Below are 14,168 nucleotides of genomic sequence, written 5' to 3'. Positions count from 1 at the left end.
CTAGCGCGTCTTCGGGGTCTCGAACGCAGCCGCATCGCCGATGTAATCGGGAGACAGGCTCGGACCACGCCGGTCGCGCGAGTTCAACCGGAAGACATCGCGAATGTCGTCGATCGAGGTCGACGAATAGGACTGGATGCAGAGCGCGACCTGCTCCGGCGAAGCAGCGCGCATCAGCGCTTCGATCGCGGGACGGTCGAGACGAGTGTCCTCCCAGTGCGAGACGGCAATGCTGTCTTCGGTCACCCGATGTGCCGCCAGATGTTTTGGCGCATTGGCGACGAAGTGGCCGTAGAGCAGGTATTCGGAAAACTTCTTCTTCCGGCACAGCGCAAGAACCCAGTTCACGCCCGTCGCCGACTTGATCGCGTCGGTCATCGCGCGCGCGGCGTCCTTGTCCCAAACCAGCGCATTGCCGACATAGTCGTCCGCAGGGAAGGACCGGTCCTTGATGCCAAGCAGTTGGTCGACCGTGCGCAGCCACAGGCCATGCAGCGGCGCGTCGGCGCTGATGGCCTTCGGGGTGACGAACAACGGCGTCTTCTCGGCGCCGGCATATTGGCCGATGTCGAACTCGCGGAAGAACAGATTGTCCGAGTCCATGATGCAAACGCGCTGCTCCGGCGCATTGAGGACGCCGGAGATCTTCAGGATCTGCTGGATGTGCCAGCCATGCACCGGCGACGACAGCAGCGACAGCCAGACCCGGCGATTGCTGATGAACTGAAGCGCCGGCGGCAGCGCCCAGAGCCATTTCGGCAAGTAACGCGAGGCCGGAACGATGACACGCTTGTCGGAACCGAACCGCTCGAACAGCGGCACGTCCTCGTCGTTAACGAGGACATAATGCCGCGAATATCCCGTCAACCAAGTGTCGATGCTCTCGCTGAGCAGCGAAAAGCGTTCGATATCCTTGGCATAGCTGGCAGTCAGCAGTGCAACGGAATGCATAAAGCGTGCTCAAATGGCCATGGAGCCGCATTCATACCTGCGCCGGGAGGGGCTGGGAACTCACAATCCGAATCAAGGTAAAGCGAAACAAAGGCTTATCCGTCTGAAGGCAGCCCCTGCTCGATGCCGCGAAAGCGCAGCGGCGCCAGCGACGACGCCCGTTCCCACCAGTCGGCGACGCGGTCGTCGAGGGCGGTCGTACCGCGGCCCTGGCCGGGAAATATCCGGATCTGCTGCACCGCCTCGGCCTCGAATCCCTTGCCCTTGCGCGTGATCTTGATGACGGCGCCTTCGCGGTCCCGTTGAGTCATAGGCACGAGAAGACGTCCGCGCGGACGGAGCGACTGAAGCCAGAGCGGATGCGGCTGCGAGAAGCCGGCATGCACGATGATCACATCGGCCGGCTCGCCGATCTCCTCGCATCCGTCACCGTTGATGACCTCGACATTGCGATAGGCGCGAAGGTAATTCGCAGCGCGCGCCGCGAGCCGCTCGTCGCACTCGATTGCGCGCACGCTGCCCTTTGGGCCCATGATCTTCGACAGGATCGCCGAGAAATAGCCGAGCCCGCAGCCGACCTGAACCACGCGCTGCTTCGGCTTGACGTCGAGCGTGTCGATGAAATGCACCCACAGGCTCGGCAGTCCGGTGTCGAGCTTGCGGCGCGCGTCGATGGCCACCAGCACATTGTCATAAAGATGCACGGGATCGGCGTCGGGCGTCAGCCGGTAGCTGCGCGCCGCCTCGCTCCTGATGCGCCAGGGCCCCTTCGCCAGAAAATCCTCGCGCGGAACGGCGGCCAGCGCGGCGAGCAGGCGCGGCGAGGAAATCCGCTCCCGCTTCGCGATCAACTCGACATAGCGCGCACGCGCCGCGGCAAGATCGCTCATCTCACTGCATCGGCCCGAGTTCATTGACCAGCAGCACCGCCTGCTTCAGGTCCGGCGTGAGGAACCCTTCGCTGAACTTGCCGACGATCGGCACGAGCAGCAGGCTTGCGTGCTCGCGCTTGCCCGCATCGAGCGACAGACGTGCGAGGCTGACGGCGGTGCGAAGCTCCCAGGACAGCGCGCCCTGCTTGCGCGCCGTCTCCAGCGACAGCCCGAACAGATCTTCGGCCTCCTGCACGGACGCCGGATTGCCGTCCGACAGCGTGATCTCGCCTTGCATGCGATAGACCTCGGCGAGGTAGGAGTGATCGCCGGTCCGCCGTGCGGTCGCGAGCGCACCGTCCAGCGCGCGCAAGGCGGCATCGCGCATGCCGACCTTGGCATAGGCCTCCGCGAGCAGGCAGCGGAACCAGCAGCCGGCGAGCCAGGAATCCATCGCCTCATATTCGTCGAGGCCGAAGCGCATCTGGCTGATGCCCTCATCGGCCTCGCCGAGCTGCGACAGCGCCCAGCCGCGCAGGATCGCGGCCTGCTGCTTCCAGTGCAGGAAATTGTGCTCGGTGGCGATGATCATGGCGCGGTTGGCATGGTCGCGCGTACCCTCGATATCGCGCAGGTGCTGGCAGAGATAGGCGCCGAACACCAGCGCGAAAGCGAGCGAGAAGGGATGGTGAATCTTCTCCGCAAGCAAGATCGCCTGCTCGCTGTGCTGGCGCGCCGCGTCGGGCCGGCCGAGGAACCACAGGAGGTAACCGAGATAGGACAGCGAAACCACGCCGGGATCGGTGCCGTGGCGCTCCATCAGATCGGAATGCAGATCGGGGCTGTAGAGATTGATGCAACGGTGCAGGTGATGTTGTGAAGCGGCAAAGCGGCCGCGATAGAGCATGGTCATCGCGATCGAGCGGTGCGCCTCGATCAGATAGCCGGTCTGCTGTGCCGGCTGCGTCCGCTCGTTCAGCCGCTCGCGCTTGGCGAACTTCAACAGCTCGACGCTGAGATCGTGCGCGCGGGTGAGATCGGCGCGGATGAAATGACACACCCAGAGCCCGCGCGTGGCGGCAAAGGCCTTTTCGTCGTCGTCGAGCTGCTGGCCGAGCTCGAGCGCGCGGATGTAGTTCTCCTCGACCTCCTGCACCGCATAGCCCTTGGCGGCGATCAGCGCGTTGCCGAGCGCGATGCGCAGCTCGAGCTCCATTTCGTCGGCGCCCTGCATGCGCGCGTTGGCCTGCACGACGCTTAAGCCCCGGCGTAGATGGCCGATCGCCTCCAGATTGGCGCCGCTCTTGGCCGCCTGCTTGCCGGCCTTGAGCCAGAAGCTCGCCGCGCCCTCGCTCTGGCCGGACTCGGTCAGATGGTGGGCGAGCAGCTCGGGCTCGCGCTCGGTCTTCTCCGGATACATCTCGGCGAGCACCTGGGCGATCCGGGCATGCAGCTTGCGCCGCTCGCTGTGCAACAGGCTCGCATGCGCGGCGTTCTGGATCATCACGTGCTTGAAGGAATAATGCGCGTCGGGCGGGTGACCGCGGCGCATGATCAGCCCCGCCTCCTCCAGGTGATTGAGCGCCGCCTCGATCTGCTCCGCAGGCGTGTTGGCGACTGCGTGCAGGGTCTCGTAGGAGAACTCGCGGCCGATAGTGGCGCCGATCTGCGCGATCCGCTTGAACGGCCCCATCCGGTCGAGCCGCGCCATCAGCGAGTCCGTCAGCGTCGCCGGGATCGCGAGCTGCCGCCACGCACCCGAGAGCACGTAGCGCCCGTGCCGCTCCGTCAGCAGGTCGGATTCCAGAACGGTCTTGGTCAGTTCCTCCAGGAACAGCGGCACGCCGTCGGTCTTGACGATGATCTCCTCGACGACCTCCTTGGGAAGCTCTCTCCCCGCGACGCGCTCGACCAGCGTCATGCGCAACTGCCGGCTCAAGCGATTGAGCACCAGGGTGGTGATGTGCGAATGCGCGCTCCAGCTCGGCTGAAATTCCGAGCGCGCGGTGATCACGACGAGGATCGGCCGGTTCTGGACACGGTCGACGAGGAGATCGATGACCTCGCGGGAGGTCGGGTCGATCCAGTGCAAATCCTCGAAGGCGATCACCAGCGGCTGGTCGCGCGCGAGCCCCAGGAAGTGATTGACCAGCGCCGCGACGGTCGCATCCTTTTGCTGCTGCGGCGACAGGTCGAGCGGCGGATAGCGATCTCCCGCCGGGATCGACAGCAGCGCCGCAAACAGCGGCGCGACCTGCTCGATGTCAACATGGGTGGCGGCGATCGCGGTCTCGAGGCTCGTCAGCGACAGCGCGGAGGCGTCCTCGCGGTCGAGGCCGAGGGAGAATTTGAGCTGCTCGGCGAACGGATAGAAGGCAGTGGAGGTGTAGTAGGGCGAGCACTGAAACGAGACCTGCCCGTGCCGGTCGCCCGCGATCCGCTCGAAGATCTCCTGGACGATGCGCGACTTGCCGATGCCCGGCTCGCCGAACTTGACCACGACCTGGCCGTCGCCGTCCTTGGTCTGTTGCCAGCGCCCCATCAGGAGCGCGATTTCCTCCTCGCGATTGACGAGCGGGGTCAGCCGCGTGCCCATGGCGGCGGCAAAGCGGGTCTCCACTCGCGAGGCGCGCACGACGTGCCAGGCCTGGGCCTTGTCCGAGATGCCCTTCAGCGCATGGGCGCCGAGATTGCGGTAATCGAACTTCCCCTTCAGCAGCGATTGCGTCGAGGCGGAGATCACGACGCCGTTGGGCGGCGCCAGCGCTTGCAGGCGCGCGGCGAGATTGACCGTTTCGCCGACCGCGGAATCGCGCTCTTCCGTGCCCTGGCCGACGAGATCGCCGACCACGACGAGGCCGGTCGCGATCCCGATGCGGACGGCGGGCGCGTGGCTGAGCGCGCCGCGCGGCTCGATCGCGCGCGCGGTCGACAGCACCCGCACGATTTCGAGCCCGGCGCGCACCGCACGCTCGGCATCGTCCTCATGTGCGGTCGGATAGCCGAAATAGACCAAAATGCCGTCACCGACGAAGCGGGCGGCAAAGCCTTCATAATGCTTCACCACGCGGACGCAGGTCTCGCGGAAGCTCGCGATCATGTCGCGCACGTCTTCCGGGTCGAACTGGGCCGAGAGCGCGGTGGAATCCACCATGTCGCAGAACATGGTGGTGAGCTGGCGCCGTTCGGCGCCGACTTCCGTCCGCGCTGCCGGGCGCGCCGCCGCGACCGTCGTCTCCACCGTTTCAGCCTGGAACAACGCGACCATCGCCCGCTGGAGCCGCTTGCGATCGCCGAGCGGCAGTCCGAGCTCGACCAGGTCGGCCTCGGTCAGGTCCCCCATGACGTCAAGATCGAGGCGGTGCTGCGCGAACAGATCGGTGTAGTGGCCAAGACCGATGCCTTCGAGCCAGCGCTTCAACCCGTCTTCCGTCTCCGGCTCTTTCTCCAGCATGGTGATTCCGCCCGACTATTACTCCGTCGAAGGGCTCTGGGGCCCCTCAACCACAGATTTTGGGGCCCAAACTTCACCTCAGACTGGACGCGTTCCCTAAGTTCTTGGAAGAATAGCTCAATCAGATCAAAAGGGAATGGCGTTGTCGGACATTGCATCCGGAGCGGAAGCGGGATCGGCCAGCTTGAGCGCCGAAACGAAGGTCTTTGCGCATCTCGGCGGCCTTCTCGACTTCTACGCGCGAAAGACGCCGACGGCGCCCGCCCTCCTCGCCCCTGGCCGGCCGCCCCTGAGCTATGGCGAGCTCGGTGCCAGGACCGAGCATCTGGTCCGCACGCTGCGCGGGCTCGGCATCGGGCCTGTCGACCGGATTGCCGTTGCGTTGCCGCGCGGCGCCGACAGCGCACTGGCGCTGATCGCGGTCGCGTCGACCTGTGCCTGCATCCCCGTCAATCCCGACCTGACGGCCGACGAGCTGCAACGCTATTTCAGCGAATTGAAGCTGACGGCCCTTGTCACCCGGGCCGACATGAACTCGTCAAGCCGCGACGTCGCCAGGGCGCTGGATATCGCGGTGATCGACTTCGTGCCGGGACCGGAGACCGATCTCGGCGGCTGCGAATTCATCGGCCCGACGGTCGGTCCGGCCTGTGCGAGCGGCGTCGCACGCGGCGACGACGATGCGTTCATCCTCCTGACGTCAGGCACGGCGGCGCGGCCGAAAATGGTTCCGTTGACGCATCGCAACGTGTGCCTGTCCGCCACCAATGCCGGCCGCGTCCTATCGCTCACATCGCACGATCGCCTGCTCAACGCGCTGCCGCTGTTCCACGCTCATGGCCTGATCTCCGGCCTGCTCACAGCGCTCGCTGCCGGCTCCAGCGTGATCTGCACCAACGGCTTTGACGCAGCGTCCTTCTTCGGCTGGATGCGGGAGCTGCAACCAACCTGGTACACGGCGGTGCCGACCATCCATCGCGCGCTGCTGACGGCGGCGGAAGCGAACCCGGACCGCGCCCGGTCGTCGTCACTGCGCGTGATTCGCTCGGCCTCGGCATCGCTTGCACCTGCGATCCTCAACGGGCTGGAGGCGACGTTCCGCGTCCCCGTGCTCGAGACCTACGGCATGACGGAAGCCGCCTCGCAGATCGCGGCCAATCCGTTCGAACTGCGCAAGATCGGATCGGTCGGCCGCGCCGCGGGCCCGGACATCGCGATCATGGACGAGAGAGGCCGCCAGCTCGCGAGCGGCGAGCATGGCGAGATCATGCTGCGCGGACCGAACATGAGCCGCGGCTATTATAATGACGAGGCGGCGACACAAGCCGCATTCCGCAACGGCTGGTTCCGGACCGGCGATCTCGGTTATCTCGACGCCGACGGCTATCTCTTCATCGTCGGCCGTATCAAGGACGTCATCAACCGCGGCGGGCAGAAAGTCTCGCCGCTGGAGGTCGAAGAGGTGCTGCTGAGCCATCCGGCGGTGCTGGAAGCCGGCGTCTTCGCCATCCCGCACACAAAGCTCGGCGAGAACGTCGCGGCGGTCGTCGTGCTGCGGCCCGAGTCCGAGGCGACCTCGGACCAGTTGCGCCAGTTCGCGCGCAAGCGGCTAGCGGCCTACAAGGTGCCGAGCCTGATCCGCAGCGTGGCGACCCTGCCGAAAGGTGCAAGCGGCAAGGTCAAGCGCAATGCGCTGGCCGGGCTGATTTCGGCGGCAGGTGATGGTGACGAGACGCAGTTGCCGCGCACTGCGCTGGAAACCCAGCTCGCGGAAATCTGGGCAGACCTGCTGGAGCTTCCTCAGGTCGGCGTCGATCAGGACGTCTTTGCGCTCGGCGCAGACTCGCTCGCGGCGACGCAGCTGCGCTCGCGCCTGCGCGAACGCTTCAACGTCGACTTCTCGTTCGAGGACATTTTTGATTGCGCCACGGTCGCCGCTCTTGCGGCCCGGCTGGAAACGGCCGCAACCCATCGCGGCGCGAAGCTGCCGGCCTGGGGCCCGGCCGCGGCCACTGAGACAGACGCGCCGCTGTCGTTCCAGCAGCAGCGGATGTATGTGCTCTCGCGGCTCGATCCGACGCGCTACAATTATAATGTCGTCGAGGTCGCGCTGCTCAGGGGTCCAATCGATGTCGCCGCGCTTCAGGCGGGCCTTGCTGCGATCTGCGAGCGTCACGAGGCGCTGCGCTCGGTCTTCATCGAAAGCGGGGGCGAGCCGGTGCAGCGGGTGCTTCAGTCGCCACCGCGGTTCGAGCGGATCAAGCTCAAGCCTTGCCCCGAGGACAAGCAGGCCACGGTCATCCGGCGCGAGGCGCTCAAGCTCGCACAATATCCGTTCGATCTGGCGCAAGAGCCACCGCTGAAGGCCACACTGCTCGCGTTTGACAAGTCCAGCCACGCGCTGGTGGTCAATGTCCATCACCTCGTCACTGACGGCTGGTCGCAGCGGCTGTTCTGGGAGGAGCTTGCCGCCGAGTCTTCCGCCGCGCGCAACGGAAACGCGGCAGCGCTGCCCTCACCCACCTTCCAGTATCGCGATTTTGCGCGCTGGCAGCAGAGCTGGGCACAGACGCCCGCAGCGAAGGCGCAGCTCGACTACTGGCGGGCGCAGCTCGACGGCGTCACCACGCTGCCGCTGCGGACCGACCGGCCACGGCCCGAAGTCTGGAGCGGTGACGGTGCCCGTCACTATTTCGAGTTCTCAAAGACTTTGTCAGCCGACCTGAGAGCGCTGAGCCAGAACCAGGGCGTCACGCCTTTCATGACGCTGCTCGCAGCGTTCCAGTGCCTGCTGTTCCGCCACGCCGGCCATGAAGACGTCGCGACCGGTTCGCTGATCGCCAACCGCAACCAGATCGAGAGCGAGCGCCTGATTGGGCTGTTCGCCAACACGCTGATCCTGCGCAACGATTTCAGCGGCGACCCGAGCTTCGGCGAACTGCTGCGGCGGGTGCGCCAGGTCACGCTGGACGCCTATCGCAATCAGGACCTCCCGATCGAGGAAGTCCTGCGCGCGTTGCAGATCGCGCGCCGCAGTGACGGCAATCCGCTGTTCCGAATCATGTTCATCCTCCAGAACGCCTCGATCGAGGCGGCACGGTTCCCCGGCCTGTCGACGCGACGGCTGGAGGTCGATCCAAAAGTCGCGCGCTTCGACATCACGCTCGAACTGGTCGAGGCCGACGGCCGATTCACTGGATTCTTCGAATACGCCACCGATCTGTTCGACGCGGTGACGATCGAAGACATGGCGGCGCAGTTCAAGACCCTGCTCAAGGCCGTCATCGCCAATCCGGAGCAGCGCATCTCGCGCCTGCCGCTCCTGACGGCGGCCGAACGCCAGCAGTTGCTGGCGAAAGGCCACGGCGTGCCGGCCAATTTCACCATGCGCGGCAATCTGTGCGAACGTTTTGATCGGCAGGCGAACAAGACGCCGAACGCCGTGGCCATATCCGATGGACTCGCATCTCTGTGCTATCGTGAGCTGGCCCGCCGCAGTCAGGCGGTCGCGCGCTGGTTGACGCGCGAAGGCGTCGGTGCCGAGACAGTGGTCGCCTTGCTTACGGATCGCGGACCCGACCTGCTCGCCGCAATGATCGCGGTGCAGCGCGTGGGCGCGGCCTTCCTGAACCTCGATCCAGATCAGCCGCCGGCGCGTCTCGCAACCATCCTCGGATCGAGCTGCGCCCGCATGCTGCTGACCGGCCGCGCGCGGTCACCCAAGGTCGAAGCATTGCTCGAACCCCTGGTCGAGCGCATCCAGGTGGCGGAGCTCGAGGACGCGATCGCGCTCGGGTCGACCAAGCCGGCACGCGCCGCCCGGCGCACAGCCTCAACGCTTGCCTATCTCATCTATACCTCTGGCTCCTCCGGCGCGCCGAAGGGCGTCATGATCGAGCAGCGCGGGCTGTCGAACCATCTGGCGTCGCTCATCGTCGAGCTCAGCCTCACGAGCAAGGATGTGATCGCGCAGACCGCGCCGCAGAGTTTTGTGATCTCGGTCTGGCAGTTCCTGGCCGGCCCCATGGTCGGCGCGCGCGTCCATGTCTGCGGCAACGCCACCGTGCAGGACCCGATCCTGCTCGCGCGGGAGATCGAGCGCGAGGGCATCACGGTGCTCGAGATCGTGCCCTCACTGTTGCGCGTGATCCTCGAACGGATGGACGAGGCGCCGATGCGGCGCGCCTTTGCGAAATTGCGGCTGCTGATCTCGACCGGCGAGCCGCTGCCGGTCGACCTCTGCCGCGCCTGGTTCGCCCGGTGCCCGAAGGTGCCGCTGATCAACGCCTACGGCGCATCGGAATGTTCCGATGACGTCTCCCTGCATCGGCTGACCAAGGCGCCGGCCGCGACGACGATCAATGTCCCGGTCGGCGCGGCGCTGCCCAACACCCAGCTCTACGTGCTCGATCCGAATCTGGAGCCGCAGCCGGTCGGCGTGGTCGGCGAACTCTGCATCGGCGGCGCCGGCGTTGGCCGCGGCTATGTCAACGATCCCGCACAGAGCCGGCAGCGCTTCATTCCCGATCCGTTCGCCGGCCGGGCCGGCGCGCTTCTGTACCGGACTGGCGACCTCGCCCGCCGCCGCGCCGACGGGACGATCGAATGCCTTGGCCGCGCCGATCAGCAGGTCAAGGTCCGCGGCTACCGCATCGAGCTGAAGGAGATCGAGACCACGCTCGCCGATCATCCGGGCGTGCGCACCGGCATCGTCGAGCCGCGCCGCGACACCAATGGCGATGTCAGGCTGATCGCCCATGTCGTTGCCAAGGCCGGCAGCCAGGCCAGTGCCAGCGCGCTGCGCGACTTCCTCAAAAGCCGGCTGCCGGGCCACGCGATCCCGTCCGCGTTCCTGTTCCTGGACCAGGTCCCGCTCAATGCCCACGGCAAGGTCGATCGCTCCGCGCTGCTGGCGCCCGCGCAACAGGGCCCCTCCGGGACAGAGGCCGTCGTGCCGGCGCGCCGCTTCACCGAAAAGGTCCTGTCCGACATCTGGATCGACCTGCTGAAGGTCGAGAGCCTTGGTGTCACCGATAATTTCTTCGATCTTGGCGGCCATTCGCTGCTGGCGGGCCAGGCCATGGCACGCGTGGCCCGCGCGCTCGGGGTATCGCTGCCGATCAAGACCATTTTCGAGGCGCCGACGGTCGAGCAGCTTGCCCGGCGCGTCGACGAAGCTGTCGCGACGAAGCCGCCCAAGCTCCAGGCAGGCGCGACGCGACTGGCCGAAAGCGGCCCCCCGACGCTCTCGATCGCGCAGGACCAGATGATGCGGATCGAGGCGAGCCTGCCGGATCTGCCGCTGTTCAACCTTCCATTTGCCTTCCACCTCGATGGCCCGATCGATCCACGCAAGCTGGCGCAGGCCATCGACGACATCGTGCGCCGCCACGAAGCGTTGCGGACGGCGTTCGGCTGGAGCGGCGAGGAGCCGGTCAGCCGCATCATCGCGCCCGCCACGCTCGGCCCGGTCCTGACCGTCGAGACCATCGGCGACGGGCGGCCCCACAACAACAGGCGACGCAAAGCGCTCGAGCTCAGGAAGATCGAGCTCCTGATCGAGCAGGAGACCTATACTCCGGTCGACGCCGCCCGGGCGCCGCTGCTGCGGGCACGGCTGCTGCGGCTTCACGCCGAGGATCACATCCTACTGCTGACGCTGCATCACGCAATTGCCGACGGCTGGTCGATCGGCGTTCTGTTCGACGAGTTGTCCAACCGCTATGCGGCGCTGGCCGGGCATCCGACCGTCCCGCTGCCCAAAATGCCGCTCGCCTTCTCGGACGTCGCCCGCTGGCAGCGCTGGTGGTGCGGCACCGATTCGGCCCGGCGGCAAGCCACCGAGTGGGTGGATGTCTTGCGCGACGCGGCCCCCGTGTTCGACGGCGAATCGAGTCCTGGCGCATCCACCGGTCATCATCCGGTCAGCCTGGAGCGTGAGCTGGTCGCCCAGCTCACGGCCTTTGCGCGCCAGCACAACAGCACACTGTTCATGTGTCTCCTCACCGGCCTGAAAGCCCTGCTGCTGGCGCGAACCGGACGCACGGACATTTCGGTCGCCACCGCCATGGCCAATCGCACCCAGCCGGACACTGACCGAATCGTGGGCCCGTTCGAGAACACGGTGATCGTCCGCAGCCGAATCATGCCGGAGCTGTCGTTCGCGCAGGCCTTGGCGCAGGTGCGCCAGGGCGTGCTCGACGCGCATGCGCGGCAGGAGCTGCCGTTCAACATCCTGGCCGATCATCTGGAGCAGGAGGGAATCGATCCCGCCTCGCTGCTCCAGGTCTATTTCACGCTGCAGAATCCGCTGCGCCAGCCGCTCGACCTGCCCAATATCACGGTGCGATCGACAGGAAACGTCGCGCGCGAGGGCCAGCCGGTGCTGCCGATCGACCAGACCTGGCTGTCCCTGATGCTGAAAGAGCGTCCGACCGGCATCACTGGTTCTTGCAATTACAAGGGCGAGTTGCTCGATGGCCGCATGGTCGGCACATGGATGGACGATCTCGTCGCGCTGCTGGCGGCGGCCGTCGCCCAGCCCAATACACCGCTAGGCCACTTGCGCGATCGCAGAGCGGCCTGACCAGCCCGTATTGACCAGTTCGAATACGGGTTCACCCGCCAAAGCTGCGAATGATCAAGTTGCATCTTGATTATTTGGCGCTTGCCGCGCAAGATTATTCCTGCGTTTTTGATTTGGACGATTATTTTCAACCGGGGAGTGTCATTATGGGTTTCATCAAATTTACCAAGGGTACCTCGCTGAGCGACAAGGACCGCAAGGCTCTGCAAAAGCTGCTCAACAACGAGAGAAAGAAGCTTCAGTCCGCGCTGAAGGACGTCGACGCCAGCCTTTCGATGCTGGGCGGGTCGAAGAAGGCCAAGAAGAAAAAGTAAGACTCGTCGGCCGGGACGCCGCACGAATCTTCCGATAAAGGCCGCTCGCCTGTCGAGTTGGGGTCTCGCACAAGCTTGCACCTGTAAACCGGCCAGCAATCGACAAGAATTTGCCCGGGTGGACCGCTAGAAGCGGCCTGCTCAGTTGTTTCTCGTTCGGTTGATTCTTCCGTCAGAGCCGGATTTGGCCTCCGCCTGACGCTATGGGCCCAATTGATGGCAGACGACAGGATTGAACTGTTTGTCGGACTGATCGAGAGCATCGACACGCCGGGCGCGGTCGATGCGTGCTGGCGCTTGCTCTCGGTCGACGAACGGATGCGCGCGGACCGCTTCATGTTCGAGCGGCATCAACGGCAATATATCTTCGCGCACGCCATGTTGCGCCTGGCGCTCTCACACGCAGAACCTGAGGTCGCGCCCACCGACTGGTCCTTCGCGGCCGGCCGTTACGGGCGGCCCTTTGTCGCAGCGCCTGCGACCTCGGCCGCATTGCATTTCAGCCTGTCCCATGCCGACGGCTGCGTCGCTTGCGTGGTGTCCAGGCACGAGGCCGTCGGCGTCGACGTCGAGACCGTGTCTCGGCGCGTCGCGCCGCTGTCCACCGCGCTTCGCTTCTTTGCCCCGGAAGAGGTCGAAACGCTGCGCGGACTGCCGGAGCCCGCCGCAATCGAGCGCTTCTTCGACTACTGGACGCTGAAGGAAGCCTATCTGAAGGCCAGGGGATTTGGGCTCAATCTGCCGCTCGACGCGTTTGCGATGCAGGTGTCGCGGGAGGCGATCGAGATCAGCTTCAAGCCCGATATCGCCGACGATCCCGAAGGATGGCGCTTCTCGCTGTGCTCGCCGTCGCCCTCGCATCGCCTGGCGATCGCCGACGGATCTCGCACGGCTGGCGGCCTTCCCATCACCCGCAACGCCTGGCCGCTCCAGGAAGCGGCTGAATGACGCCCCCGCGGCTGCGCGTCTTTCCCGCGATTTCGCGCAACCGCGATCCGCTAGAATATGTCGGCGAGTTGATGCGGGTGGCGCAGTTCGCCGATCGCAACGGCTTCGAGGGCATTTTGCTGTTCGAAGGCAATGACGTGTTCGTCGAGCCTTGGGCCATGGCCCAGCACATCATGGCGGAGACGACACGAAGCTCACCCCTGATCGCCGTCAATCCCGTCTACATGCATCCATTCACGGCGGCGAAGTTCGTTTCGTCCTTTGCACAGCTCTACGGCCGCAAGGTCTATCTCAACATGATCACGGGGACCGCGGTCAGCGACTTGCAGGGGCTTGGCGACGACCAATCGCATGCCGACCGCTATGTCCGGCTCGGCGAATTCGTCGCGCTGATGCGCCATTTGCTCTCAAGTCCACGGCCGGTGAATTTCGACGGCCGGTTCTATCGCGCAAGCAATTTGCAACTGCGGCCGCGCCTGGCGGCGGAACTGATGCCGGAATTTCTGATCGCGGGGCAGTCGGAGGCGGCGCAGCAGGTGGCGATGGCGACCGGCTGCATCAAGATGCAGATGCTGCCGCCCGACCTCGATCGTGGCCTGAACGCGCCAGGAATGAATTTTGGAATTTTTGCACGCGAGGGAAGCGACGAGGCGCGGCAGGCGGCGAAGACGCGATTCCGCGACAATCCCGACGATCGCGAGCTTCTCGCGCTCACCGTGGAGAACAGCGACTCCGTCTGGAAGCGGCGGCTGTATGAGGGGCAAAGCGGCGAGCTTCTGGACAATGGCTACTGGCTGCTGCCGTTCCTGACCTTCCAGGCCGACTGCCCCTATCTCGTCGGCAGCTACGCCGAGATCGGCGCGAAGCTGAAGGATTCTGCGGCAAAGGGCCTGACCACGATCATGCTCGACATGGTCGCTGATGAGACCGAGATGCAGCACGTCTGCAACGCGCTGGCTGCGAGCGGGATGTTTTGAGGATGAAATCCCTCGGGCTCTGCTTCTTCTCCCTCTCCCCGTTCTTACGGGAAGAGGGTTGGAGTG

Annotated in this window: 7 protein-coding genes; 4 read left to right on the top strand and 3 right to left on the bottom strand. The window is 65.4% G+C overall.

Annotation, left to right across the window (positions count from 1 at the left end):
* From ABIB73_RS23985 to ABIB73_RS23975, 3 genes are all read right to left on the bottom strand, one after another.
* Entirely contained in the window at positions 1-951 is a 951-nt protein-coding gene (locus ABIB73_RS23985; RefSeq protein ID WP_354227975.1) for a DUF6492 family protein, read from the bottom strand.
* A 95-nt stretch (positions 952-1,046) separates the two neighbouring features.
* Positions 1,047-1,841: a protein-L-isoaspartate O-methyltransferase family protein gene (locus ABIB73_RS23980; protein ID WP_354227973.1), complete on the bottom strand. Its 795-nt coding sequence runs from the start codon at positions 1,839-1,841 to the stop codon at positions 1,047-1,049.
* 1 nt (position 1,842) lies between these two features.
* Entirely contained in the window at positions 1,843-5,277 is a 3,435-nt protein-coding gene (locus tag ABIB73_RS23975) for an ATP-binding protein (protein ID WP_354227972.1), read from the bottom strand.
* Positions 5,278-5,413: 136 nt separating this feature from the next.
* Between ABIB73_RS23975 and ABIB73_RS23970 the strand changes: the two genes are divergently transcribed.
* The 4 genes from ABIB73_RS23970 (at position 5,414) to ABIB73_RS23955 (ending at position 14,102) form a co-directional block, all read left to right on the top strand.
* Positions 5,414-11,863, top strand: a complete 6,450-nt coding sequence (locus tag ABIB73_RS23970) for a non-ribosomal peptide synthetase (RefSeq protein WP_354227970.1) — start codon at positions 5,414-5,416, stop codon at positions 11,861-11,863.
* A gap of 146 nt (positions 11,864-12,009) precedes the next feature.
* A complete protein-coding gene (locus ABIB73_RS23965) occupies positions 12,010-12,177 on the top strand; it encodes a hypothetical protein (RefSeq protein WP_354227968.1) in 168 nt (55 codons plus the stop codon).
* A gap of 216 nt (positions 12,178-12,393) precedes the next feature.
* Positions 12,394-13,125, top strand: a complete 732-nt coding sequence (locus ABIB73_RS23960; RefSeq protein WP_354227966.1) for a 4'-phosphopantetheinyl transferase family protein — start codon at positions 12,394-12,396, stop codon at positions 13,123-13,125.
* A complete protein-coding gene (locus ABIB73_RS23955) occupies positions 13,122-14,102 on the top strand; it encodes an LLM class flavin-dependent oxidoreductase (protein ID WP_354227964.1) in 981 nt (326 codons plus the stop codon). Before ABIB73_RS23960 ends, ABIB73_RS23955 begins: the two co-directional genes overlap by 4 nt.
* Positions 14,103-14,168: the final 66 nt, after the last annotated feature.

The sequence above is a fragment of the Bradyrhizobium sp. F1.4.3 genome (assembly GCF_040548375.1).
Taxonomy (GTDB): Bacteria; Pseudomonadota; Alphaproteobacteria; order Rhizobiales; family Xanthobacteraceae; genus Bradyrhizobium.
Note: the sequence above shows the minus strand (reverse complement) of the source record. Positions and strands in the feature narration are given on the sequence as shown.